Genomic DNA, 24,187 nt, shown 5'->3' on the forward strand with positions numbered 1-24,187 from the left:
CGTTATCCTTTTAAATTTTTCAAATTATCAATGTCAATGTTGTTCAGGTTCCTGTATACTGCTACAAGTATAGCAAGACCTACAGCTACTTCTGCTGCAGCTACTGCCATAGAGAAGAATACGAATACCTGTCCTGTGGCATCCTGGTGGTAGGTAGAAAAAGCTACCAGCAAAAGGTTAACCGCATTAAGCATAATCTCTATTGACATGAACATTACGATAGCATTTCGTCTGTAAAGCACACCGAATATACCAACACAAAACAGTAGTGTAGAAAGGTAAATGTAGTTTTCGATGCCTATTTCCTGTAATATATTTTCCATACTAGTTGTTGATGTGTTGTTTTTTAGATAGCAATACGGCACCAATCATCGAAACCAATAGCAGTACTGACGCAAATTCAAACGGCAGCATATACTCGTTAAGTAATACCTGTCCAAGTACTTTAATAGATTGGTAATCCTTACCTGAAACAGCATATTGGGTTATCGTTGGCTGTGCTTTGATAAATGTCGCTAAAAGTACAAATGCCACAAGGCAGAATGATACAACAGCAGCAATCCTGCTTAGCATTGATTTGTTTTTTTCGTCTTCCTTATTAAGGTTCATGAGCATTATCGTAAAGAGCATCAGGATCATGATAGCACCTGAGTAAACAATAATATGCACTATTGCCAAAAACTGCGCATTAAACATAAGGTAATGCCCGGCAATTGAGAAGAAACATAATACAAGGTAAATAGCACTGTGAATTGGGTTTTTACTAAGAATAGTTAAAAACGCAGTTGCTAATGTAATGGCCGATAGTATATAGAATATAGTTAAAAGCATCTTAGTTCGCCATTTGTTTAGTGTTATTAATAGCCATATCAAGCGGCATTACAAGTTTGTCTTTACCATAAATAAAGTCTTCCCTGTCGCTGTTCGATTTTACCATAACTCTTGATTTGGTAAGGTAAATTGCCTGTTTAGGACAAGCTTCTTCACACAGTCCGCAGAAGATGCAACGAAGCATGTTTATCTCGTAGATAGAAGCATATTTCTCTTCCCTGTACAGGTGCATTTCGTCCGGTTTTCTTTCTTCAGCTTTCATAGTAATCGCTTCGGCAGGACAAGACAGCGCACATAGTCCGCAGGCGGTACAACGCTCACGGCCTTCATCGTCACGCATCAGCATATGCTGTCCGCGGTACACAGGGCTAAGTTCCCTTGTTTGTTCAGGATACTTAATAGTTACCTTCCTGGTGAATAAATGTCGGATCGTGATCATCAAACCTTTGAAGATCGCTACAAGGTAAAGGCTCTCTAGAAAGGTCATCTTTTTGTTAGATACCTCCTTTTTCCTTCCCGATAATGATATGGTTTCTATTGACATTTTGTATTTCTTTTTGCCCTAAGGCGTTCTTTTCGTACTTAATTAAAGTTTTCCGTCGCTTAACAGGATTACAATTCCCGTAATGATAATGTTTGCAATGGCAAGCGGAATAAGCATTTGCCATCCAAGTCTCATAAGCTGATCGTAACGGAATCTTGGGATTGTCCAGCGTATCCACATATAGAAGAATATGAAGGCACATATTTTAGCAAACAATACGAATATTCCGACGATGTTTGAAACATTAGCTCCTGCATTTTCAGCAACCCAGTCCATACCCGGATAGTTGTAAGCACCAAAGTACAATACCGCAAGGATAGTTGAAGAAATGAACATACTCGCATATTCAGCAAACAGGTAAAAGCCCATTCTCATTGAAGAATACTCCGTATGGTAACCACCGATTAGCTCGGCCTCACATTCTGCAAGGTCAAACGGAGTACGGTTGGTTTCGGCAAACGAACAAACCAGGAAGATAAGGAAACCTACCGGCTGGTAGAAAATGTTCCAGTTCATTCCGTGCTGTTGTAAAGCCATGTCGCGAAGGCTCAATGTTCCTGTCATCATTACCAGTGCAATAAGTGAAAGACCCATTGCAACCTCGTATGATATCATTTGTGATGAAGCACGCATGGCACTCATCAGCGAGAATTTGTTGTTAGAAGCCCATCCACCGATCATGATACCGTATACACCTACAGATAGTACGCCAAATACATAAAGCATGGCAACATCAATATCAGTAGCCTGAAGGATAACATCACGCCCGAAGATATGAAGCTTATCCCCCCACGGAATAACGGCACTTGTAATAAGGGCTGTACTCATAGATATGGCAGGGCCTACTATGAAAAGGAATTTGTTTGGCGTATTAGGCATGAACTCCTCTTTAGAGAAAAGTTTCAAACCATCGGCCAGTGGCTGAAGGATCCCACCTTTTCCGGCACGGTTCGGACCTATACGATCCTGAAGCCATGCAGCAATTTTACGTTCTGCAAGGGTTTCATACATGGCAAAAAGCATGGTGATCGCGAAGATTACCACTATGAAAATGCCTTTTTCTATAATTATTGCCTGATCCATAGTTATATATTTCCTTCTTTAAATACCTGAACTTCGTCTTTTTTTAGCGGAACGGCAGGCATACTGATTTTCTTCCTGTCCTGTTCGCGGCCTAAAAGTATCTGTTTTTCTGTCTCAATAGTAACAGTATCAAGTTTCCTTGTATAGTTGTTCTGGTTGATAACAGAATCTTTTTCAAATTTACGAGGACCTTCAATTACCCAGTCTTTAGTGTCTTTGTGGTCAAAACGGCACTCGTTACAGATAAACTCTTCCACTTCGTGGTATTCATCTTTACGTGCAGTAACCCTTTGAATCTCCTCACCAAACATCCAAAGCGTAGTTTTACCACAGCATTTGTCACAATCCCTGTGAGCATTGTATGGTTTGTTGAACCATACCCTTTGTTTGAATCGGAAAGTCTTATCGGTAAGCGCTCCTACAGGGCAAACATCGATCATGTTTCCTGAGAATTCGTTATTGATAGCTTTAGAGATAGCAGTAGAGATTTGTGAATGGTCACCACGGTTAAGAACGCCGTGAACACGGTTATCCGTAAGCTGGTCAGCTGTCATAACACAACGGTAGCAAAGGATACAACGATTCATGTGAAGCTGAATATTGTCACCAATATTTTCAGGTTCAAATGTACGTTTCTCTTCAACAAAGCGTGTTTTTGCAGAACCGTTCTTAAAGCTTAGGTTTTGCAGGTCACACTCTCCGGCCTGGTCACATATAGGGCAATCCAGCGGGTGATTTATAAGTAGGAATTCCGTAACCGATTTACGTGCATCAACAACCCTTTCAGAAGTGATGCTTTTAACCTCCATACCATCCATAACACCGGTAACGCATGATGCTACCAGTTTAGGCATAGGTCTTGGATCGGCCTCGCTACCTTTAGAAACTTCTACAAGGCAGCAACGGCATTTACCACCGCTTCCTTTAAGTTTAGAATAGTAGCACATTGCCGGCGGCACGGATTCGCCGCCTATCATTCGCGCAGCCTGGAGGATGGTGGTCCCCGGTTCTACGTTTATTTCCTGTCCGTCTATTGTTACTTTCATTATTCTATATGTTTGAAAGTTGAATGCTATACTGTTTTAAAGTTTGTCGCCTTTCAGGCTTTCGAGAGAACTTTTAAACATTCAACTTTATAACTTTTAACTTATACTGTTTGTTTTGCCACTAAATGCTTCACTTTTTCAAAAGGTTCAGCTACAAAGTGGTCTCTGTTCTTGATTTTTTCAGGGAAACGAACGTGGTATTCAAACTCATCCCTGAAGTGGCGTATCGCTGCTGCCACCGGCCATGCTGCTGCATCACCAAGAGGGCAGATGGTATTTCCTTCAATCTTACGCTGAATATCCCAAAGCAGCTCGATATCTTCTTCACGGCCGTGACCATTTTCGATACGGTGCAGTACTTTTTCCATCCATCCTGTACCTTCACGACATGGCGAACACTGTCCGCAGCTTTCGTGGTGGTAAAAACGAGAAAAGTTCCATGTATTTCTTACGATACAGGTAGTGTCGTTATATACGATGAAACCACCTGAACCCAGCATCGAACCTGTAGCAAAACCACCTTCAGAAAGTGATTCGTAGCTCATCAATCGGTCGCCGCCTTCAGCATTTTTATAGATAAGATGCGCAGGAAGGATTGGCACCGAAGAACCTCCGGGAACTAATGCTTTTAATGGCCTGTCATTCATCATACCGCCTAAGTATTCGTCAGAGTTCATAAACTCATCTACGCTAAGGCCTAATTCTATTTCATAAACCCCAGGGTTTTTAATGTGTCCTGAAGCTGATATCAATTTTGTTCCAGTAGAACGTCCTATACCAATTTTAGCATAGTCTTCTCCTGAGTTGTTTACGATCCATGGCACAACAGCGATAGACTCTACGTTGTTTACCACAGTTGGATTAGACCAAAGTCCGCTTACCGCAGGGAATGGCGGCTTAATCCTTGGGTTACCTCTTTTACCTTCAAGCGATTCGATAAGTGCAGTTTCCTCACCACAGATATAAGCACCGGCACCACAGTGAACGTGAAGATCCAGGTCGAAACCAGAACCTAAAATGTTTTTACCTAACCATCCTGCTGCATAAGCTTCTTTAATAGCTTTTTCTAATATGCGGAAAACCCACATATACTCGCCACGGATGTAGATGTATGACAGGTTAGCACCAAGAGCGTAACTCGAAGTGATCATACCCTCAATCAAAAGGTGAGGGATGTACTCCATAAGGTAACGGTCTTTAAACGTTCCCGGCTCCGACTCATCGGCATTACAAACCAGATGTCTTGGCTTGCCTGATTTTTTATCTATGAAACTCCATTTCATACCGGTAGGGAAACCTGCTCCTCCACGGCCTCTAAGTCCTGAAGTTTTTACTTCTTCTACCACTTCGTCCGGAGTCATGCTTTTCAGCGCTTTCTCTACAGAGCGGTACCCACCATGCTGGCGGTATACTTCATAGGTTTTTATCCCCGGTACGTTTGCGTGTTCTAATAATATTTTCTGTCCCATCGTTACTTGGTGTAATGGTCTCTAATTAGTGTAATTTAACCTGTCCGTTTTTGCACTCTTCAATAAGCGCATCCATCTTCTCTTCTGTCAGGTTTTCTCTGTAATAATCACCCAGCTGAAGCATAGGGGCATATCCGCAGGCACCAAGGCACTCAACACCTACCACGGTAAACATACCGTCCGGAGTGGTTTCGCCTTCTTTAATGCCCAGTTTGTTGCAGGTGTAATCCATAAGGTTTTCTGCTCCGCGTATAGCGCAGCATGAAGTCCTGCAAAACTCAAACATATACTTGCCTATAGGCTGCTGGTTGTACATGGTATAAAATGATACCACCTCATATACCTCAATCGGTTTGATGTTAAGGATTTCGGCAACTTTATCCTGAAGCTCAATGCTCAGCCAGTTGTCATGTGCATCCTGTACTTCATGAAGCACCGGCAGCAATGCCGATTTTCTTTTGTCAGCAGGGTAGTGGCTTATCAGTTCATCAATCCTTGCCTGAAGCTCGGGTGTGATGTTTATATCCTGTTTTACGTGTGAAATTTTCATAATCTTAAGCGTCTAGTTCGCCTGCAATAACATTGAGGCTTGATAATGTTGCAATGGCGTCAGACAACATCTGTCCTTTTACCATGTCGTTAAAGGCCTGGTAATAAATAAAACACGGCCTGCGGAAGTGTAGCCTGTAAGCAGTACGGCTTCCGTCAGTTATAAGGTAAAAGCCAAGCTCACCGTTACCGCCCTCTACCGGATGGTATACTTCGGTCTTCGGTACAGGAACTTCGCCCATTACAATTTTAAAGTGATAGATAAGTGCCTCCATGTTTGTGTACACTTCTTCTTTAGGAGGAAGGTAATAATCAGGCACGTTCGCGTGGTATGGTCCTTCAGGCATTTTATCAAGTGCCTGGCGGATGATTTTTAAACTTTCCCAAACCTCTGCGTTACGAACGCAGAAACGGTCATAAGTATCTCCTGATTTACCTACAGGAACATCAAATTCAAAATCTTCGTATGAGCTGTATGGCTGCATAACGCGAACATCATAGTCAATACCGGCTGCACGAAGGTTGGGTCCTGTAAATCCGTAGCTCATTGCTTTTTCAGCAGAGATCGGACCTACATTGATGGTACGGTCCATAAAAATCCTGTTACGGGTAAGCAGGTTTTCGAATTCTGTCCATATGGCAGGGAATTCTTCTAAGAAAGTATGTATTTTTTTGAAGGCTGCAGGGCTCCAGTCTCTTTCGAAACCGCCAATTCTCCCCATGTTAGTAGTAAGACGTGCACCGCAAATCTCTTCATAGATCTCATATATTTTTTCCCTGTACTGGAAAACGTAAAGGAAACCTGTAAGCGCTCCCGTATCTACACCCAATACTGAGTTACAGATAATGTGGTCAGCGATACGAGCCAGCTCCATGATAATTACCCTCATGTACTGTACCCTTTTCGGTACTTCAATATCCAGTGCTTTTTCAAGTGTCATCCACCAACCCATATTGTTGATAGGAGCCGAGCAGTAGTTCATCCTGTCGGTAAGTGGTGTTATTTGGTAAAATGGCCTGTTTTCGGCAATTTTCTCAAAAGCACGGTGAATATAACCTACAGTACCTTCGCCATCAAGTATTCTCTCACCATCCATAAGCAGGATATTCTGGAAAATACCGTGGGTTGCAGGGTGCGTAGGCCCAAGGTTTAGTATTGAAAGCTCGCTGCCGTCTTCATTCTGCTTCTGTTCGATCATCTTGGCATAACGATGCTCTGGTGGTAATAACAGGTCTGACATTTTATATAAAAATTTTTCCTTGTTCTTTATTATTTAACAGTCGAGTTGTCCGGAGTACGTCCAAAGAAACGGTCGTCCTTATCGGTTCTTCCTCCATCTTCCATTGGGAATTCCTTACGCATCGGGAAAGATACCATCTCATCCATGTTCAGGATTCTTTTCAGTTGCGGGTGCCCTTTAAATATGATTCCGAAGAAATCATAGGTTTCGCGTTCCTGCCAGTTGGCACTTAAAAAATGCTCAGTTGCCGATGCTACTTCCGGATTTTCACCGTTAAGGTAGCACTTAAAGCGTATCCTTACATTGTCGTACCAGTTGTGCATATGGTATACCGTAGCAAATTGCCTGTCAACTTCGTTGTCAGGGTAGTGCACGCCACATACATCGGTAAGGAAATTGAAACGAAGCAGAGGGTCATTCTTTAAAAAGCCCATAACTTCAGAAAGAGAATCTGAAGCTACTTCAAAAGTGAACATATCTTTGATCTGGATAAAATCAGAAACCTTATCGCCAAACTGGCCGGTAAGTTTATCCTGTATAACTGTTGTTTCTAAAGCCATTTTTAACTTATGAAATATTATAAGAAGCTAATAGTTCTTTGTATTCTTCTGAGCTTCTTCGTCTAACCGATTCGTTTCTTACGATATCCTGAAGTGTCATGATACCGTCAAGAATTTGCTCTGGTCTTGGCGGGCATCCCGGAACGTAAACATCTACCGGTATCACCTTGTCAATTCCCTGAAGAACAGAATAAGTATCGAAAATACCGCCTGAAGATGCACATGCACCTACTGCGATAACCCAGCGTGGCTCAGCCATCTGTTCGTATACCTGACGTAAGATAGGCGCCATTTTTTTAGCGATGGTTCCCATTACCAGTAGCATATCGGCCTGACGCGGAGAGAAACTCATACGCTCTGATCCAAAACGTGCCACATCATAATGCGATGCCATTGTAGCCATGAATTCGATACCACAGCAAGAAGTAGCGAAAGGCAATGGCCACATAGAGTTAGCACGCGCCATACCTACTACGGTATCCAGTTTTGTTGCAAAAAAGCCTTCTCCTGAATATCCTTCAGGTGCTTCAACCATTTTTATATCTGATGACTTGCTCATTGTAATTTAAGTTTTTGATTATAAGGAACTTTTTAATCTTCCTTTTTCTCCTTCATTTATTCCCACTCCAAACCTTTTTTCTTCATCACGTAGAAGAAACCTACCACAAGAAGAAGCATAAAGATTCCCATTTTTATAAGTCCTTCAACGCCCATTTCGCGGAAATTAACCGCCCATGGATACATGAATATAACTTCAACGTCAAAAAGTACGAACAGGATGGCAACAAGGAAGTATTTTACCGAAAACGGTATACGGGCGTTACCAACAGATTCTATACCGCACTCAAAGTTTTTGTCTTTGTTTACAGAATGTCTTTTAGGGCCAAGCAGGCTCGATACAAAAATTGTAGTGCCTACAAAGCCAACAGCAAGAAGGATTTGCATTAAAATTGGGAAATAATCCGCCTGATTTGTCTGCATATTATGTGTTTAATTTATAAAACAATTCACAAATATACACGTCATAGCTGAACAAATTCAACGTTTTTGTGATAGAAAAAGAATATAACCTTAATTTTTATTGGTTCTAAATAAAAACCGAATTAACAAATTTTAACACTATGTGAAAAATTGATATTATAAATTTTTTTCGGTTGTCAAATTCTTAAAAAAACACCTAAAAAACTAGTATTCCATGTGGGATTCTGAATAAAAAAACCGCCCTTATTAAGGGCGGTTGGTTGATTGGTAGGTGATATGGTAATATATTTTAAGCTTATAGCGATGCAACCTGAGCGGCTACTTTACCTTTTTTTCCTTCTTCTTCAACGTAGCTCACTTTGTCTCCTTCGCGCAGATTCTCTGTGTTTAGGCCCGTAGCATGAACGAAAATATCCTTTCCTGTTTCGTCATCAGTTATGAATCCAAAACCTTTGGACTCAATGAAAAATTTAACTTTGCCTGTTCGCATTTCTGTAATAAAAAAAATTAATAATGGTTTCAAAGATAAAATTTATTCTGACACATCAAAGAAAAATGTTAAAAAAATTAATATAAATACACATTAATCAGTATAAATATGTTGTTTTCTTAACTATTTAGCTTATTTGTAAGTTTTTTAATTACAGTAATACTCTGTCTGTATTTACAGGGTAAATTGCCAGTTGGCTATAAGATTTATACTGTTCGTGGTGATTTTATCAGAGTCTATAGAAGTAATATTTGCGACACCAAAATTATCCCTAACTTCAATATTGAGATACTGCCATCTCGTAAGTTTGAATTTAGTACCGAAGCTAAGGCTTATGCCATAATCCAATGCTTTATAATCCTGAATATAAGTATTCATGGGCTTATCACCCTTAATTGTGTAACTGTCGTTAAATGCATAAGCTATAAAACCTCCTCCCGTTACGTAATAACTTTCATAAATATCAAGATAGTATTTTATAGTGACTGGAACCGATATATAATCCAGTGAGGTTGTTATTTTAGAACTTCCGGTTACAGTCTGGTCTATTCCTGTGCCATCAGGACCAATTATGGTTTCGGTATAGTTGTAGCTTGTTTTTTTGGTCGACCTTTTGTTTTCGTAATTGATAGCCGCGCATAAGGAGAATCTTTGATTAAGTGGTTTCTCCATAGTAATCCCGGCGAGATAACCTGTTGCATAGCCAAAATCTTTTGCATAGCCATCGCCTCTTATGGCTGAAAATGTCGGGCCGGCATTAATGCCATATTTTATTTCTTCCTGAGCTGATGATATTAGGGGTAAGGCGAGCAGTAATAGTAGGTGTAGTTTTTTCATTGGTTTGGTTTAAGTGGCACAAAAATAGGGAAAGGTTTATTTTTTTTGGTAAATTAAGTTTGATTAAAATAAGAAAACCTTTACAGCGTTTATAATCTGTAATCTAACTTACTATATGAAAGAATGAAAAAAAGCTTAATTATAATTCTATTGTTGTTTGCAAATTTTTCGATTGCTCAAAACATTAGGGCTACCTACACTAAAACCACTCTGAATATGATTGGGGATGAGAGTGATGTTCCAAGCGAACTGAAGCCTTCTCTACATAGTTTTGAATATTCTGACGGTAAATCGATTTACAAAATTATCTCATCCGAAAAATCATCTGTGAAGCTGGTTGACAAGGAGACACATGGAGTCAAATATCAATCGGTACATAAAGTCATTCTTCCTGTTGAGGATACTTATTATAAGGATATCAGAAATAATGTGTTCAGGCAGGAATGTTCTGATCCGGAAGGGGGATATAGTCTCAAAGATAAACTGAGAGAATTCAATTGGGAGTTAACCGGCGAAACGGCTGTAATAAAAGGCTATAAATGTAAAAAAGCAACTGCTGCCGTGACATCTAAATACCTTAATCGCTCCTTTCCTGTGTATGCTTGGTATTGTGAAGCGATACCGGTAAGCGATGGGCCTTCTTTTTATTGGGGTCTTCCGGGATTAATTATAGAGGTTAATATGGATAATAAATATAAAATTTCCCTAACGGATATTGAGATCGTTAAAGGAGCTATAGTTATCAAAGAGCCTTTGAACAAGAATGAAATGATTACCAGGGAGGAACTGGATAAGAGGTGGTAATTCTTTTACCATTAGGAAAAGCTTTAAAAACAAAAAAGCGGATATCAAATGATACCCGCTTTTTTGTTTTATGATGAAACGTTTATTCTGCTACATTTAATTTAATGCTTAGTTCGGTAAGCTGTGCGTCATCAATTGTTGATGGAGCATCGATCATTACATCACGTCCTGAATTGTTTTTAGGGAACGCGATAAAGTCACGAATGGTTTCCTGGCCACCAAGGATGGCAACAAGCCTGTCGAAACCAAAAGCAAGACCACCGTGTGGTGGCGCACCAAACTGGAACGCGTCCATAAGGAAGCCAAACTGAGCTTTTGCCTGCTCTTCGGTAAAGCCAAGGTATTTAAACATTAGTGCCTGTGTTTCTTTATCATGTATCCTGATAGAGCCACCGCCTATTTCGTTACCGTTAAGTACAAGGTCATAAGCATTTGCCCTTACATCACCGGGGTTTGTTTCAAGAAGTGTCATATCTTCCGGTTTTGGAGATGTGAACGGGTGGTGCATCGCGTGGAAACGCTCGCTTTCCTCGTCCCATTCCAATAGTGGGAAGTCTACAACCCATAGCGGAGCGAATACCTCAGGGTTTCTCAGGCCAAGGCGTATTGCAAGCTCCATACGAAGTGCGCTAAGGCGTGTACGTGTTTTGTGTGCATCACCGCTTAGTACTAAAATAAGGTCGCCTGGTTGAGCACCAGTAATCTCAGCCCATTTTTTAAGGTCTTCCTGGTCGTAGAATTTATCAACTGACGATTTTATTGAACCATCAGCTTCATATTTTGCATATACCATACCGGTAGCACCTACCTGAGGGCGTTTTACCCACTCGATAATCTCGTCGATCTGTTTACGCGTATAAGCAGCGGCACCCGGAACTGCAATACCTACAACAAGTTCTGAACTGTTGAATACTGCAAAGTCTTTGTGTTGTGCTACTTCGTTTAGTTCTCCAAACTCCATCCCGAAACGGATATCCGGTTTGTCGTTACCATATTTTCTCATGGCATCGGCATAGGTCATTCTTGGGAATTTACCTGTTTCGATACCTTTAAGTTCTTTTAATAAGTAGCTCGCAAGGCCTTCAAATACACCCATGATGTCTTCCTGCTCTACGAATGCCATCTCACAGTCAATCTGTGTAAACTCAGGCTGACGGTCAGCACGAAGATCTTCGTCGCGGAAACATTTAACGATCTGGAAGTATTTATCCATACCGCCTACCATTAGCAGCTGCTTAAAAGTTTGTGGTGATTGCGGAAGAGCATAGAATTGCCCCGGGTTCATCCTTGATGGTACAACAAAGTCACGTGCGCCTTCAGGAGTCGATTTTATAAGTACCGGAGTCTCTACCTCGATGAATCCCTGGTTAGAAAGGTAGTTTCTTACTTCCATTGCCACTTTGTGACGGAACATAAGGCTGTTCTTAACCGGGTTACGACGGATGTCCAGGTAACGGTATTTCATTCGGATATCTTCACCGCCGTCAGTCTCGTCCTCAATAGTAAAAGGAGGGATGATAGCAGCGTTAAGTATAGTAAGCTCACTAACCAGGATCTCAATATCTCCTGTAGCCATAGCAGCATTTTTAGACTCACGCTCTATAATAGTACCTTTAACCTGAATAACAAATTCACGGCCAAGTGTAGCAGCTTTTTCAAAAACCTCTTTTTGAGTACGCGCTTCGTCAAATATAAGCTGGGTTATACCGTAACGATCCCTAAGATCTACCCATATAAGGAATCCTTTGTTACGTGATTTTTGTACCCATCCGGCTAGAGTTACTTCCTGGTTGATATGCGATGCGTTAAGCTCACCGCAATTATGGCTTCTATACATTACTTGAAAATTTTACGAATGCAAATTTAGCAACTAATGTTTACAAAGCACAAAAACATGACACTATCTTTTTATCTTCCTCCGGTCTCTTTAAATGAGTTAATTATACCGGCCATTTCTTTCTCGTAGCTGTTTCGGTTTTCGGCATCGGTCCACACCATTATCTGGTAAAAACGATTGGCTCCTTCAATAAAGCCGATTTTCCAATATACACGGTTGCCAGATGAAACACCTTCAAACGAAATGATGCGGGCTTTGAGTCCGCCAATTTTGGTTTCTTCAAAAGGAGGGAGCTGTTTTTTGGCAATAGAGGTCTCCATGCCATCAAGAATTATGTGTGAATAACCTTCGAGAGTAGTTGGGTATTTTGCAGACAATTTTTTTTCAGCAATTTTAGCGGTAATGTCATCCTTGGTTTCGTCAATCCCGATGACAAAAATATTCTTGACTTTATTCTCATATTGAACCGATGCATCTTTATTAATATCTCCTGTTCTTATAAAATGATTAGGCAACTCCAGCGTGTAGCGATTACCAACATGGGCAGTTGTTGTGGTTTGCTCGCACGAAATGAACAGAGAAACACAAAGTAATAATAAGAGTATATATCGGGTCATATGATTGTTATTTAAGTTGGTATTAGCAATTTAAGTATAAATACGTAATAATTGATAGGTTTGTCGTTTTTTTATTCCTTTAACGGGCTATATGTACAAAGCTGCCGATGGTATCAGAATAAAGTTTATTTTTACGGGAAATAAATCAATAACTATGAAAAAGATTGCGTTGATGCTGCTGTTTTCTATTGCAGGAGCTTATGCACAAACAGAGCCGATTAAATTTACGGCCAAGATAGTAAACCGCAACAGCGACTCACTGATAGTAAGGAGTCAGAAGGTGAATAAAGTGATTAAAGGAGATGCTAAAGGGAATTTTACAGATTCTTTTACTGCTGATGCCGGTTTTTTCCAGTTTTCTGACGGTACAGAACAGACAAACTTGTACCTTAAACCCGGGTATGACCTGACTATGATTGTTGATGGAAAAAAATTTGACGAGACACTTACCTATAAAGGAAAAGGAGAGAAGGAAAATAATTTCCTTGCCAAAATGGCCGTAGATAATGAGGCTTTGGGTAAAAAACTTGAAACTACTTCAGATCAATTGACCCAGTTTAAACTTATAAATGAATTACTGGCCAAATTAGATGCCGGGCTTCAGGACAAAACATTGGATGAAGGTTTTCGTACCAGTTTAGGGCAGCAAATTGCAGGTCAACGTAAGCAAATGGAAGCTATGGCTGCTCAGGCTGAAAAATCATCAAAATTAAAAGGTTTAGCTTCGGCATCATTTGACTATGAAAATGCCAAAGGGGGTAAAACCAAACTTGAAGATCTAAGAGGTAAATATGTTTATGTAGATGTTTGGGCTACATGGTGTGGTCCTTGTCGTCAGCAAATACCTTTCCTGAAACAGATCGAAGAAAAATACCACGGTAAAAATATCGAGTTTGTAAGTATATCTATTGATAAAGCTACAGATCATGATAAATGGAAAAAGATGGTAACAGACCAGGCACTAGGCGGAACACAGCTTTTTGCAGATAAAGACTGGAGCTCTACGTTTGTACAGTCATATGGTATTAATTCAATTCCAAGGTTTATCCTTATTGGTCCTGATGGTAAAATTGTTGATGCAGATGCTAAAAGACCGTCAGATCCTGCGCTTCAGGCAGAACTTGATAACTTATTAAAATAACATCGTTATGTAAAAACAATAAAGCCACTGTAAAGTGGCTTTATTGTTTAAAGAAAAAGACTTACTTTATAATATATGTGTCTTGAGTAAAGTTATATTTGTGATTAAAAACAATATTTAAAATATGAAAAAGATTGCATTTTTATTCCTGCTGGCTATAACAGGAGCATATGCGCAGACTGAAGTAAAATTCAGTGCCAAAATACAAAACAGAAATACTGACTCGCTATTGGTACGTTCAAAGACTTTTAAGAAAGTACTTAAAGCCGATAACAAAGGGGCTTTTAAAGATTCTTTTGCTGCTGAAACAGGTTTTTATCAGTTATATGACGGAACCGAAAGTACTACAGTGTACCTGAAAAATGGTTTCGACCTTGCGCTTACAATGGATGCTAAAATGTTTGACGAATCTATTGTGTATAAAGGCAAAGGTGAAAAAGAAAATAATTATCTGGCAAAAAAGGCTTTGGATACAGAAGTGCTTTATGAAAAACTTAGTAAAACTGAAAAAGCAGCCGACCAAAAAGCTTTAATCGATGCTTTTATAAGTGGTTCTGAACAGCAGCTTAAAGATCCAGGGCTTGATGCATCTTTTGCAGGTATCATGACAAAGGAACTGGAAGCCGATCGTAAGGAATTGACTGCAATGGGTGAACAGGTTGCGAAGATGATGAAAATGACAGGACAGCCTTCGCCTTTATTTACGTATGAGAATTTTAAAGGTGGTAACACCAGCCTGGCAGACTTTAAAGGCAAATATGTTTACATAGATGTTTGGGCTACGTGGTGTGGACCTTGCCGTCAGGAAATACCTTTTCTTCAGAAAGTAGAAGAGAAGTACCATGACAAAAATATAGCGTTTGTAAGCATCTCAATTGATAAAGCGAAAGATCATGAGAAATGGAAAAAAATGGTAAAGGATAAGTCACTTGGAGGGGTTCAGCTTTTTGCAGATAAAGACTGGAGCTCTGATTTTATATTGGCTTATGGAATCGATTCAATTCCAAGGTTTATCTTAATAGGTCCCGATGGAAAGGTTATAAATGCAGATGCTTTAAGACCATCAGATACTGCGTTGCAGGCACAGCTAGATTCTCTTTTAAAATAATCTAAAAGTTACTTTAATGTAAATTTAATGTTAACTCAGTGTTACCAAACCGTCTGCCACGGCGGATGGTTTTTTGTTTTTTAGCCTCAGAAAGTCTTTTTAATGGGCTAAAAAAGTATAATTCTTATAAAACGTTGATTTTAGGTTATCTCTGTAAAGTATAGTAAAATAAAGACTTTGCAAGGATTTTTGAATTTTCCAATGTTAAGTTTTTAGTTATGTTACGAAATTGTTACCTAAATGTAATGTTTGTGTAAATTATATTCGATAAATTTGTAAAGAGATTAAAAGATTTACAATAACCCTAAAAGACAAATTGAAATGAAAAAGATATTATTTGCCGGATTACTATTGTCAGCAGGTGTTTTATCTGCACAAAATAAAGATCACGATTACTCAGTAGAGAACAATATAGTAAAAGCTGTTTATTATTACAAAAATGGTAATATCAAACAGGAGGGAACATACAAAGACGGTAAACTACACGGAAACTGGACCGCTTATAACGAAGACGGTACAAAGCAATCTATAGGAGAATATACTAACGGTCTAAAAACCGGAAAATGGTTCTTCTGGACTGGAGCTGTTCTAAACGAAGTAGATTATAACAACAGCAGGATTGCTGAAGTTAAAAAATGGTCTCAGGAAGCTGTGGTAGTAAATAATAAATAGTAATAACTGTTTATTATTTGAGAAAGGCTGTTAGTTTTAAACTAACAGCCTTTTTTATTTTACGTTTTAGCCTTTTTTTTGTTTCTGCGGCCCCACCATATCAAAAAGCCTGATATTGGCAATAGCATGCATACAAAGCTGGCAATAAAAGCTATTATCTTGCCCGGAATGCCCAATATTGCACCTACATGAATATCGTAATTGGCATTAATGAGCTTTTCGCCAAAATTCCTGTCGCTGTGGTTTTTCTCATACAGCAACTTTCCGCTATACTGATCAAACTGTAACTGGTGATATACATAATATTTACCCGGGTATTGCTGTACATAAACTTCAATATGCCCAGTTTTGGCAGTATCGGCAGGTTTACCAATACTAAGGGCATCGGCATCTTTATATTTAGCATTAGTGTAAGCAAAAGCTTTTTCGAATGCTATGTCCCTGTTGCCATCGCTGATTACAGATTCTTTTTCTACGATCTCAGGAGGGGTAAGGCTTTGCGAACCGGCAACATATACTACAGCCTGAAACCAGGTAAAAGCCCAAACCATGCCTGTAAAAGCAATAATAATGGCTATGCTTGCTATGTAAAAGCCAAATATATTATGGAGGTCGTAGTTCTTTCTTCTCCATTTAGTTGAGTCTTTCCACTGAAACCAAAAACGTTGCTTGCGTGCTGCTTTGTTCTTTGGCCACCAAAGGATGATACCTGTAATTAGCATTATAACAAAGATAAAGGTAGACCATCCGATAATCTGTTGCCCTAAAGGGTGATGTATCAGCAGGCTCCAATGCAGCATTTTTACCACATTGAAGAAATCTTTTTCCTGATCATAAATAGCCAGTATTTTACCCGTATACGGATCTACATATACATTGTAGTAGTAGTCTATAGAGTCAAAATACCAAAAACAGTCTTTCTCATTTTCTGCCGCTTTATAACAATGGAATTCAACCGATCTTTTCGGGTCTTTATATACGTGCATATCGTTGAACGCAATACTGTCGCCGATAGCCTTATAGGTTTCATTCCAGATGGCACTTATAGACAAACGGTTTGCTTTTACTTCAGGAACATAAAGGGCATCTTCACGCTGCCAGTCGCTTATCTCCTGACTAAAAACAAATATGCAGCCGGTGATAGAAAGGAAGAGCACGACAAGTCCCGAAGTAAGGCCAAGCCATAAGTGCAACTGGCCTATAAATTGTTTAAAAGTATTTTTTTTGTTTTTTTTCATGCAGCAATTTTTGTTTTGGATTTTTTATTGTTGCGGCCTATCCATATCACTAATCCAGATACAGGCAGAGCGGCAGCAATCAGACTGGCTATAAAAGCAATGATTTTACCCGGCAGGTTAAAATATTGTCCGGTATGCAAACCATAGTTCATTTCCTGTAATTGCATTCCGGCACTTTTTTGATCGTACAATTGTTGTTTCAGCAATTCTCCGGTTGCAGGGTGAAAGAACATATTAGACTGGTGGTCAAAATCAAGCGATTCAGGATACGATCCTGTAATTATCGCGTTTTTATGATCCTGTTGCCAAACAAAACACATTTGGTCTTCAGGTCTTGCCTTTCTTGCGGTTGTGTAAGCTATATCTACAGGGATAACAGTTTTTGACGTTGCTAAAAGTGTATCTACTGTAACAGTTGCTTTTTCTTCAGGATAATCACTACCCATGTTGCCCACAAAGTACATGGTTTTATGCATCCATTCATATGAGAATGTCAAACCTGTAAGGGCAACAATTAGTGCTATGAGTGCAACATAAAATCCGGTAACGTTGTGCCAGTCATAATTTACCCTTCGCCATTTGGCATCCCATTTTATTTTCAGTCTTTTCTTCAGGTCGGTTTTTTTCTTTGGCCACCAAAGCACAATACCCGATAAGAGCATGATGATAAAAATAATGGTGGCTATACCTACTAACTGTTTGCCAATTGCTTCAGGAAGCAATAAATGCATGTGCAGGTCTTCGATGAACAGGAAAAAATCGTCTGAGGTTTTTTCGCGGTGCAGGAATTTTCCGGAGTAGGGGTTAAAGTACACATTATAGGCTTCACCGGCTTCGGTGCTGTAAACCAAAGCACTTCTGTCAGAACCATGGTATACTACCATATCGGCAGTTGCATTAGGGTACAAGGCTTTTGTTTTTGCCTGTAATACCGAAGGCATAAGGTAAGGAGCATTTACAGCCTCTACCTTTCGCCAGTCGCGGGTAAGGTCTTTTATTTCGTCATGAAAGCAAAATATACAACCGGTAATGCTCACTATAAAGACAATAAGCCCGGAGGAAAGCCCGAGCCATAAGTGGATTTTGCCAATCCATTGCTTTAAAGTCTTTTTTTTCTTCGGTTTATTCTTTGCCATTAATCGGAACTAAACGTGGAGACAAAAGTAAAACATCTTCCCGGAGGAAGATGTTTTTAAATTGTTTTAGAATTTATAAGTAACACCTCCCATAAATGTTCGTGGTGCCTGAACATTGATTGTTGTGTAACCGTTAAAGTAAAGCTCGTCTGTAAGGTTGTTTACTTTTAATGACACCCTGTATTTAGGTTTGTCATAGAATAATGATGCATTAAGCACAGTATATGATGGAAGCTTGAATGTCTCTCTTGCTCCGGTTGAAACATATTGGTTGTAAATAAGAGTTTCGTCAGCATAGTTACCACCAAAACCGATACCAAGGCCGTCGATAGTTTCTACTGGAAGTTTGTAGCTTATCCAAAGGTTAGCTAAGCTTTGAGGACCCGCTGTAGTAGGGCGAAGGCCATTTACGTTAGCTTCTGTTTTTTCAAGTCTACTGTCATTATAAGCATAACCGGCAACAATGTTTAATCCAGGAATTGGGTTAGCATTTATTTCCAGTTCAAATCCTTCACTTTTTTGTGTTCCATCCTGAATAGATGAGTTAGGGTTCAAAGCGTTAGTCCTTACAATATCTTCTACCTTGATATTGTAATAGCTTATGTTAGCATTAAGCTTGTTCTTAAAGGCATTAAGTTTTACACCCACCTCAATCTGGTTAGCGTGTTCCGGTTTAAATGTATCGGTATTGACATTAGGCTGTGTACTCCCCTGGTTAGGGTTAAGCACATTTTTAAAACTGTTTTGGTAGTTACCAAATACAGATACCTGTTCTTCTATGATTTGGTAAACGATACCAAATTTAGGAGAGAAAGCATTTTGAGAGAATCCGCCCGATGTTGTGTTTGTAACCGCACTATAGCTACCTCTGTTTTCAAAATTATCAAAACGTACACCTGCAGAGATAAGAAGACTAGGTGTAATATTAAGTACATCGCTTACATAAACGCTATGTGTGCTCAGGTTTGTTCCGCTGTTGTATACGTTAGTTGACTGGTCAAGCTGAGCCTGAACATTATTCTGATTAAATGCATTGTAGTTTGGTATTGTACCATTGTAATCTACGATGTCAAATAGGTAACCTCCGCTTGGAAGATAAGTAATATTAGTATATCCTTTAGTGTGGTAAATGTCTCCGCCAATTACTACTCGGTTTCTCATTTTACCTATACTAAAGTCTCCTATAAAATTTTGTTGGAATTCGATAGCATTAGAAGAACCCTGGAAGCCCCATGCGTTTCTTGACATCTGTGTGGTGTTTAGCAGGTATAACCATACACCCGGACCTTCAGCTTCATTGTTGGCAGATGTAATTACCGATTGCGATTTCCAGCTGTCTGAGATTTTGTAATCTACTGTTGCAAAGATGTTACGGCTCTTAGTTTGTGTTATAAAATCGCTTCCGTTTAATGAACGTTTAAAGTCGTATTTTAAATCCTTAGCATTAGTAATACCTATTTGTGATGGAGTTGCTGTCCAGTCCAGATAGATAAGGTGCATTCCTGTTGCATCCTGGTTAAAGAATTCTCCTTCAATCGTTGCAGTTAGTTTGTCGCTGAATTTATATGTAAAGGATGGAGCAAAAAAGAAGCTTTTATTCATTCCATAATCCTGGAAGGTCTGTGATTTAGTTGTAGACGCATTCAGTCTGAAAAGTGCTTTTTTGTCTTCACTAACCGGTGTGTTAACATCTATAGTAGCACGGTTAAATCCAAAACTTCCTGTTTGGTATGTAACCTCACCGCCAAAAGTTTCATGAGGTTTTTTAGTAACACGGTTTATAAGACCACCGTAAGAAGTAAGTATACTACCAAATAGTGTAGCCGATGGGCCTTTTATAGCTTCAATGCTTTCAATGTTAGCAGCATCGTTATTAGCGATTACAGTTCCTGCAACGCCATTTCTTACCAACGCCTGAGTTACGAATCCTCTCGATGCAAAATATGAACCACCGTCTCCGGCACGGCCTGTAGAACCCCAAAGTTGATATACACCCGGTATGTTTTTAATAGCATCATCCTGGTTTGTTACCAGCTGGTCGGTCATTAATTCTTTAGTAACTACGTTGTAAACCTGAGCGTTTTCAAGATTTTTTAGTGGTAAGCGGGATACTGTTACGCTTTCTTTTTTAGAATATCTGTTAACGTTGCCGCTAATCACTACCTCATTAAGTTGTTCCTGGCTTTCTGTAAGAGTAAAATCTTTTTTAACATTCTCTCCGGCAGCAACAGTAACGCTGGTTTCAACATTAGAGATTCCTACTGCAGAAACACGTAAAGTATACGTTCCCGGTTTGATGTTTCTAATTTCATACTGACCATTTGCACCTGTAACGGCCGAATAAGCAGTACCTTTTAAAGCTACAGAGATGTTCTCGGCAGGTGTGTTACCGCTTAGAGAGATTGTTCCGTTTATTTTTCCTTTTTCCTGGGCTGCCATTGTTATGGTAACAAAAGTCATTAGGAAGAACAAAACTTTCTTAAATGTAATTGTGTTCATTTTTATGATGGTTATCTTGTTTTCGCATGCAAAAGTAATAGCCAATAACCAATTACACAATATTATTTTTAATTATTCTAAATAAAAAGTTTATCCTCTTTCAAAATGTTTTCTATCTATAAATTTTGCAGTTTTTTTTGTGATACCATAAAAATTGAAACTTTATATTCGATTTAATTCAGCTAAAAGGGCAGGATTAATCAATTTTTTCTCTCCGGTTCACAAAAAAATAACAAAAAAGCAGGGGGCTGTGTATTATACACAGCCCCCCTTTTATATAAATCTAAACTCTAAACTCTAAACTTTAGTGTTTTGCGGTAAAGCCATCTTCGCTCAGTTCCCTGTGCTCATAATCGGCTACCATTTCTTTTTCATAATCAATAGGTTCGCCTTTAGAGAATCTTCTGATCAAACTATCAAATATAGAGTACACAACAGGTACAATTACAAGGGTAAGGAATAGCGAACTCACAAGTCCTCCGATGATTACCCATGCCAGACCATTGTTCATCTGTGCAGCACCACCTTTTGCCAATGCAATTGGAATCATACCGATAACCATCGCAATAGTCGTCATCAGGATTGGACGAAGACGGGCGTGGTTAGCCTGTACAAGTGCATTAAAAGTAGTCTCGCCGGCTTCCTTACGGTGGTTGGTAAAGTCTACAAGTAATATCGCATTCTTACATACCAGACCAATAAGCATGATGATACCAAGTATCGTGAATATATTTAATGAGTTGTTTGTTAACGCCAGTGCAAGCAATGCCCCGATGAACGATAGCGGTACCGAGAACAATACCACGAATGGATATACAAAGCTGTTATAAAGTGCAACCATTACAAGGTATACCAATACGATAGCGGCAAGTAACGCGATACCCAATGTACCGAATCCTTCTTCCTGCATCTCCATATCACCACCCCATACGTAGCTTACACCCATTGGACGTTCCATTTTTTCAAATACTTTTTGCCAGTCCGCAATAACAGCACCTACAGGACGTCCTACCGACTGTCCCTGTACAGTAACCGAAGCACTCTTGTCACGTCTTTCAAGTAATGATGGTCCTGAACCTTCTGTTACAGCTGCAAACTGTGATAGCTTCACTTCCTGTCCGGCATTATTTATAAAAGTAAGGTTACGTACATCGTTAATGTCCATACGGTTCTCTTCACCAAAACGGATGTTGATGTCATACTCATACTGTCCTGCACGGAATTTACCATCGGTATTACCGTTAAAGGCAGTTTGCATAGTCATACCTACGGTTTGCAGGTCAAGGCCTAAAGCAGCCATTTTATCACGGTCTACCTGAACGTTTACCTCCGGTGAACCTGATTCAGATGTTAGCTTTATCTCGGTAGCACCCGGAATTTTAGCAAGTTCGGCAGCGGCTTTATTTGCCCACTCCATAGCGCTTTCAAGGTCGTTACCTGTTACGGTAAGAGCAATAGGAGCATCATCGGCACCACCCATGATACTTACCGGTACGGTTTTAATTTTAGCACCTACCAATACTTTTTCAAGTTCACGTTTGGTTTTAGCAGCATATACGAAAGAGTTATCTGCACGGTGCTCTTCATCTACAAGAGTAACGGTAATTTCCGATTTATAAGCTGTACTCTGTACACCTGCAAAACCCTCACTGGTTTGTCCTACTGTTGTGATGATACTTTTTACTTCAGGTCTGCTGGCAAGGAATTTTTCAGCTTCCTGAGTCATAAAGTTCGTTTGCTCTAGCGAAGCATCTTTTGGGAGTTCCATCTGAACAATGAATTGTCCCCTGTCCAGTTTAGCGAAGAATTCACCACCTACATAGGTTCCGGCAATCATAAGGGAACCTATGAAAAGAAAAATTGCTACACCAAGGCTGGCAAGTTTTGTCCATCGGCTTTTAAGCGACCATTTAAGAATGTCGGTAACCCAGTGTGTAAAACGGTCAAGACCTTTCTCGAAACCAAGGATAATACGTCCGAATAGTGATTTTCCTGTAATATGCTCCAGTTTACCAAAACGTGATGATAACCATGGGATAAGTGTAAACGATGATAATAGTGACAATAATGTGGCGATAACTACAGTAACACAAAACTGTGTAATAATATTAGATACCAGACCCGAACTCATTGCAATAGGAAGGAATACCACGACAATTACAAGAGTAATAGCCATTACGGTAAACCCAATTTCGGCAGTACCGTCATAGGCAGCACGAATCCTGCTTTTACCCATTTCCATGTGGCGGTAAATGTTCTCCAATACCACAATGGCGTCATCCACAAGAATACCTACCACAAGCGATAGTCCAAGTAAACTCATTAAGTTTAGGGTATACCCCATAAGGTAAACACCAATAAAAGTAGCGATAAGCGATGCCGGAATTGATACCATTACAATAAGTGCATTCCTTAAACTGTGAAGGAAAAACAACATTACGAAAGCCACAAGGAAAACCGCGATAAATAAATCGTGGATAACCGCATCGGCAGCAACAAGGGTAAATTCAGAGGTATCATTAGCTACAACAAGTTTTAATCCTTGGTTGGCATAATCTTTTTCAATTTTAGCAATGGCAATACGAATATCCTCACTCACCTGAACGGCATTCGCTTCGGTTTGTTTGGTAATCTGAACCGCAATAGCACTACCCTGGTCTACACGGGCAATCTTATCCGCTTCTTTCTGGCTGTCCTGTACATCGGCAACCTGTCCAAGACGTATCTGGATTCCATTTTTAGATGATACTACCAGATTACGCATTTCTTCTACGCTACGGTATTTACCCGCAAGACGTACAAGCATTGAGCTTTCACGTGTTTTAACGCTACCGGTAGGGAAGTCAAGGTTACTGCCAAGAATAGCCTGCTGTACCTGGGCAATGCTTAGACCGTAACCTTTCAGTTTGTCTTCTATCAGGTTAACCTGAATTTCACGTTCCTGGCCACCTACAAGTGTAACCTGAGCCACACCCGGAACACGGGCAAGGATAGGTTCAATTTTTTTGTCAAGGAGGTCATAGAACTCAACTTCATCCATTTTTGAAGTTGCTCCCATAGTAATGATCGGAAGGTCACTCAGTGAGAACTTTACAAGAGCCGGAGGATCGGCATCTTCAGGAAGATCTTTTTCAATAGCGTTTATCTTACGCTGTGCATCATTAAGGGAGTAGTCGGCATCTGCTTCAGACTCTAATGTTACCATTACAAGCGATAAGCTTTCGTACGATTTAGATTCTACCTTTTTTACAAGTTCCAGAGATGATACGGCATCTTCAATTTTCTTTGTAACCGTGTTTTCTATCTCACCCGGCGATGCTCCCGGATATACAGTAGAAATGGTTATCACGTTCATTTCAAATTTAGGGATAAGCTCGTAGCTCAGGTTGCTGTAGCTAAATAGCCCCCCTAACGTAAGTATGATGAACAACACTATAATAAGTGTTGGACGTTTTATGGATATTTCTGCTAATTTCATTTTAAGTTTTTATTGGTTGCCTTTTG

Annotated in this window: 23 protein-coding genes; 4 read left to right on the forward strand and 19 right to left on the reverse strand. The window is 39.7% G+C overall.

Annotation, left to right across the window (positions count from 1 at the left end; all coding sequences use genetic code 11):
• Nucleotides 1-2: 2 nt before the first annotated feature.
• The 13 genes from nuoK to ACFSR3_RS05925 form a co-directional block, all read right to left on the reverse strand.
• The gene (gene nuoK / locus ACFSR3_RS05865) at nucleotides 3-323 is read right to left on the reverse strand and encodes an NADH-quinone oxidoreductase subunit NuoK (RefSeq protein WP_379820140.1); all 321 of its coding nucleotides are present in this window, start codon (nucleotides 321-323) and stop codon (nucleotides 3-5) included.
• 1 nt (nucleotide 324) lies between these two features.
• Nucleotides 325-831 (reverse strand): NADH-quinone oxidoreductase subunit J family protein, encoded by a 507-nt coding sequence (locus ACFSR3_RS05870; protein ID WP_169519895.1) that lies wholly within the window; start codon nucleotides 829-831, stop codon nucleotides 325-327.
• Between the two features lies 1 nt (nucleotide 832).
• Complete coding sequence (nuoI, locus tag ACFSR3_RS05875) at nucleotides 833-1,375, reverse strand: NADH-quinone oxidoreductase subunit NuoI (protein ID WP_114758189.1); 543 nt, start codon at nucleotides 1,373-1,375, stop codon at nucleotides 833-835.
• A gap of 42 nt (nucleotides 1,376-1,417) precedes the next feature.
• The gene (nuoH, locus tag ACFSR3_RS05880) at nucleotides 1,418-2,458 is read right to left on the reverse strand and encodes an NADH-quinone oxidoreductase subunit NuoH (protein WP_379820141.1); all 1,041 of its coding nucleotides are present in this window, start codon (nucleotides 2,456-2,458) and stop codon (nucleotides 1,418-1,420) included.
• Nucleotides 2,459-2,460: 2 nt separating this feature from the next.
• Complete coding sequence (locus tag ACFSR3_RS05885) at nucleotides 2,461-3,504, reverse strand: 2Fe-2S iron-sulfur cluster-binding protein (protein WP_114758187.1); 1,044 nt, start codon at nucleotides 3,502-3,504, stop codon at nucleotides 2,461-2,463.
• 101 nt (nucleotides 3,505-3,605) lie between these two features.
• Nucleotides 3,606-4,973 carry an NADH-quinone oxidoreductase subunit NuoF gene (gene nuoF / locus ACFSR3_RS05890; protein WP_114758186.1) on the reverse strand — a complete coding sequence of 456 codons (1,368 nt, stop codon included), beginning with the start codon at nucleotides 4,971-4,973 and terminating at the stop codon, nucleotides 3,606-3,608.
• Nucleotides 4,974-4,998: 25 nt separating this feature from the next.
• On the reverse strand, nucleotides 4,999-5,523 hold the full coding sequence (locus tag ACFSR3_RS05895) for an NADH-quinone oxidoreductase subunit NuoE family protein (protein ID WP_114758185.1): 525 nt from the start codon (nucleotides 5,521-5,523) through the stop codon (nucleotides 4,999-5,001).
• Between the two features lie 4 nt (nucleotides 5,524-5,527).
• On the reverse strand, nucleotides 5,528-6,763 hold the full coding sequence (locus ACFSR3_RS05900) for an NADH-quinone oxidoreductase subunit D (RefSeq protein ID WP_114758184.1): 1,236 nt from the start codon (nucleotides 6,761-6,763) through the stop codon (nucleotides 5,528-5,530).
• A gap of 29 nt (nucleotides 6,764-6,792) precedes the next feature.
• The gene (locus ACFSR3_RS05905) at nucleotides 6,793-7,323 is read right to left on the reverse strand and encodes an NADH-quinone oxidoreductase subunit C (protein ID WP_379820142.1); all 531 of its coding nucleotides are present in this window, start codon (nucleotides 7,321-7,323) and stop codon (nucleotides 6,793-6,795) included.
• Between the two features lie 7 nt (nucleotides 7,324-7,330).
• On the reverse strand, nucleotides 7,331-7,882 hold the full coding sequence (locus ACFSR3_RS05910) for an NADH-quinone oxidoreductase subunit B (RefSeq protein WP_169519888.1): 552 nt from the start codon (nucleotides 7,880-7,882) through the stop codon (nucleotides 7,331-7,333).
• 56 nt (nucleotides 7,883-7,938) lie between these two features.
• Entirely contained in the window at nucleotides 7,939-8,304 is a 366-nt protein-coding gene (locus ACFSR3_RS05915) for an NADH-quinone oxidoreductase subunit A (protein ID WP_114758181.1), read from the reverse strand.
• A gap of 295 nt (nucleotides 8,305-8,599) precedes the next feature.
• The gene (locus ACFSR3_RS05920) at nucleotides 8,600-8,794 is read right to left on the reverse strand and encodes a cold-shock protein (RefSeq protein ID WP_114758180.1); all 195 of its coding nucleotides are present in this window, start codon (nucleotides 8,792-8,794) and stop codon (nucleotides 8,600-8,602) included.
• A 174-nt stretch (nucleotides 8,795-8,968) separates the two neighbouring features.
• Nucleotides 8,969-9,631: an outer membrane beta-barrel protein gene (locus ACFSR3_RS05925; RefSeq protein ID WP_379820143.1), complete on the reverse strand. Its 663-nt coding sequence runs from the start codon at nucleotides 9,629-9,631 to the stop codon at nucleotides 8,969-8,971.
• Between the two features lie 123 nt (nucleotides 9,632-9,754).
• On the opposite strand from ACFSR3_RS05925, the gene ACFSR3_RS05930 reads away from it, so the two are divergent.
• A complete protein-coding gene (locus ACFSR3_RS05930) occupies nucleotides 9,755-10,435 on the forward strand; it encodes a GLPGLI family protein (protein WP_379820144.1) in 681 nt (226 codons plus the stop codon).
• Nucleotides 10,436-10,517: 82 nt separating this feature from the next.
• On the opposite strand, the gene aspS is transcribed toward ACFSR3_RS05930, so the two are convergent.
• Both aspS and ACFSR3_RS05940 read right to left on the reverse strand, forming a co-directional pair.
• Nucleotides 10,518-12,272, reverse strand: a complete 1,755-nt coding sequence (gene aspS, locus ACFSR3_RS05935; RefSeq protein WP_379820145.1) for an aspartate--tRNA ligase — start codon at nucleotides 12,270-12,272, stop codon at nucleotides 10,518-10,520.
• Nucleotides 12,273-12,343: 71 nt separating this feature from the next.
• The gene (locus ACFSR3_RS05940; RefSeq protein WP_379820146.1) at nucleotides 12,344-12,889 is read right to left on the reverse strand and encodes a hypothetical protein; all 546 of its coding nucleotides are present in this window, start codon (nucleotides 12,887-12,889) and stop codon (nucleotides 12,344-12,346) included.
• Nucleotides 12,890-13,043: 154 nt separating this feature from the next.
• Between ACFSR3_RS05940 and ACFSR3_RS05945 the strand changes: the two genes are divergently transcribed.
• From ACFSR3_RS05945 to ACFSR3_RS05955, 3 genes are all read left to right on the forward strand, one after another.
• Nucleotides 13,044-14,030, forward strand: coding sequence for a TlpA family protein disulfide reductase (locus tag ACFSR3_RS05945; protein WP_379820148.1), 987 nt, complete (start codon nucleotides 13,044-13,046; stop codon nucleotides 14,028-14,030).
• Between the two features lie 124 nt (nucleotides 14,031-14,154).
• Nucleotides 14,155-15,138: a TlpA family protein disulfide reductase gene (locus tag ACFSR3_RS05950; protein ID WP_379820149.1), complete on the forward strand. Its 984-nt coding sequence runs from the start codon at nucleotides 14,155-14,157 to the stop codon at nucleotides 15,136-15,138.
• Nucleotides 15,139-15,459: 321 nt separating this feature from the next.
• Nucleotides 15,460-15,810: a toxin-antitoxin system YwqK family antitoxin gene (locus tag ACFSR3_RS05955; RefSeq protein ID WP_379820150.1), complete on the forward strand. Its 351-nt coding sequence runs from the start codon at nucleotides 15,460-15,462 to the stop codon at nucleotides 15,808-15,810.
• 59 nt (nucleotides 15,811-15,869) lie between these two features.
• Here ACFSR3_RS05955 and ACFSR3_RS05960 read toward each other — a convergent pair whose 3' ends face one another.
• From ACFSR3_RS05960 to ACFSR3_RS05975, 4 genes are all read right to left on the reverse strand, one after another.
• Complete coding sequence (locus ACFSR3_RS05960; RefSeq protein ID WP_379820151.1) at nucleotides 15,870-17,048, reverse strand: PepSY-associated TM helix domain-containing protein; 1,179 nt, start codon at nucleotides 17,046-17,048, stop codon at nucleotides 15,870-15,872.
• Entirely contained in the window at nucleotides 17,045-18,184 is a 1,140-nt protein-coding gene (locus tag ACFSR3_RS05965; protein ID WP_379820152.1) for a PepSY-associated TM helix domain-containing protein, read from the reverse strand. Before ACFSR3_RS05965 ends, ACFSR3_RS05960 begins: the two co-directional genes overlap by 4 nt.
• Nucleotides 18,185-18,250: 66 nt before the next feature.
• On the reverse strand, nucleotides 18,251-20,683 hold the full coding sequence (locus ACFSR3_RS05970; RefSeq protein WP_379820153.1) for a TonB-dependent siderophore receptor: 2,433 nt from the start codon (nucleotides 20,681-20,683) through the stop codon (nucleotides 18,251-18,253).
• Between the two features lie 304 nt (nucleotides 20,684-20,987).
• Nucleotides 20,988-24,161, reverse strand: coding sequence for an efflux RND transporter permease subunit (locus ACFSR3_RS05975; protein ID WP_379820154.1), 3,174 nt, complete (start codon nucleotides 24,159-24,161; stop codon nucleotides 20,988-20,990).
• Nucleotides 24,162-24,187: the final 26 nt, after the last annotated feature.

This window comes from Flavobacterium suzhouense (assembly GCF_042684765.1).
GTDB classification, from domain to species: domain Bacteria; phylum Bacteroidota; class Bacteroidia; order Flavobacteriales; family Flavobacteriaceae; genus Flavobacterium; species Flavobacterium suzhouense.

What these genes read in the sequence shown, in the direction of transcription:
- ACFSR3_RS05885 (WP_114758187.1), bottom strand. Translation starts at nt 3,504, where the DNA reads ATGAAAGTAACAATAGACGGACAGGAAATAAACGTAGAACCGGGGACC.
- ACFSR3_RS05930 (WP_379820144.1), top strand. Translation starts at nt 9,755, where the DNA reads ATGAAAAAAAGCTTAATTATAATTCTATTGTTGTTTGCAAATTTTTCG.
- aspS (WP_379820145.1), bottom strand. Translation starts at nt 12,272, where the DNA reads ATGTATAGAAGCCATAATTGCGGTGAGCTTAACGCATCGCATATCAAC.
- ACFSR3_RS05905 (WP_379820142.1), bottom strand. Translation starts at nt 7,323, where the DNA reads ATGGCTTTAGAAACAACAGTTATACAGGATAAACTTACCGGCCAGTTT.
- ACFSR3_RS05920 (WP_114758180.1), bottom strand. Translation starts at nt 8,794, where the DNA reads ATGCGAACAGGCAAAGTTAAATTTTTCATTGAGTCCAAAGGTTTTGGA.
- ACFSR3_RS05910 (WP_169519888.1), bottom strand. Translation starts at nt 7,882, where the DNA reads ATGAGCAAGTCATCAGATATAAAAATGGTTGAAGCACCTGAAGGATAT.
- ACFSR3_RS05870 (WP_169519895.1), bottom strand. Translation starts at nt 831, where the DNA reads ATGCTTTTAACTATATTCTATATACTATCGGCCATTACATTAGCAACT.
- nuoF (WP_114758186.1), bottom strand. Translation starts at nt 4,973, where the DNA reads ATGGGACAGAAAATATTATTAGAACACGCAAACGTACCGGGGATAAAA.
- ACFSR3_RS05940 (WP_379820146.1), bottom strand. Translation starts at nt 12,889, where the DNA reads ATGACCCGATATATACTCTTATTATTACTTTGTGTTTCTCTGTTCATT.
- nuoK (WP_379820140.1), bottom strand. Translation starts at nt 323, where the DNA reads ATGGAAAATATATTACAGGAAATAGGCATCGAAAACTACATTTACCTT.
- ACFSR3_RS05945 (WP_379820148.1), top strand. Translation starts at nt 13,044, where the DNA reads ATGAAAAAGATTGCGTTGATGCTGCTGTTTTCTATTGCAGGAGCTTAT.
- ACFSR3_RS05915 (WP_114758181.1), bottom strand. Translation starts at nt 8,304, where the DNA reads ATGCAGACAAATCAGGCGGATTATTTCCCAATTTTAATGCAAATCCTT.
- ACFSR3_RS05955 (WP_379820150.1), top strand. Translation starts at nt 15,460, where the DNA reads ATGAAAAAGATATTATTTGCCGGATTACTATTGTCAGCAGGTGTTTTA.
- ACFSR3_RS05925 (WP_379820143.1), bottom strand. Translation starts at nt 9,631, where the DNA reads ATGAAAAAACTACACCTACTATTACTGCTCGCCTTACCCCTAATATCA.
- ACFSR3_RS05965 (WP_379820152.1), bottom strand. Translation starts at nt 18,184, where the DNA reads ATGGCAAAGAATAAACCGAAGAAAAAAAAGACTTTAAAGCAATGGATT.
- ACFSR3_RS05950 (WP_379820149.1), top strand. Translation starts at nt 14,155, where the DNA reads ATGAAAAAGATTGCATTTTTATTCCTGCTGGCTATAACAGGAGCATAT.
- nuoH (WP_379820141.1), bottom strand. Translation starts at nt 2,458, where the DNA reads ATGGATCAGGCAATAATTATAGAAAAAGGCATTTTCATAGTGGTAATC.
- ACFSR3_RS05900 (WP_114758184.1), bottom strand. Translation starts at nt 6,763, where the DNA reads ATGTCAGACCTGTTATTACCACCAGAGCATCGTTATGCCAAGATGATC.
- ACFSR3_RS05975 (WP_379820154.1), bottom strand. Translation starts at nt 24,161, where the DNA reads ATGAAATTAGCAGAAATATCCATAAAACGTCCAACACTTATTATAGTG.
- nuoI (WP_114758189.1), bottom strand. Translation starts at nt 1,375, where the DNA reads ATGTCAATAGAAACCATATCATTATCGGGAAGGAAAAAGGAGGTATCT.
- ACFSR3_RS05960 (WP_379820151.1), bottom strand. Translation starts at nt 17,048, where the DNA reads ATGAAAAAAAACAAAAAAAATACTTTTAAACAATTTATAGGCCAGTTG.
- ACFSR3_RS05970 (WP_379820153.1), bottom strand. Translation starts at nt 20,683, where the DNA reads ATGAACACAATTACATTTAAGAAAGTTTTGTTCTTCCTAATGACTTTT.
- ACFSR3_RS05895 (WP_114758185.1), bottom strand. Translation starts at nt 5,523, where the DNA reads ATGAAAATTTCACACGTAAAACAGGATATAAACATCACACCCGAGCTT.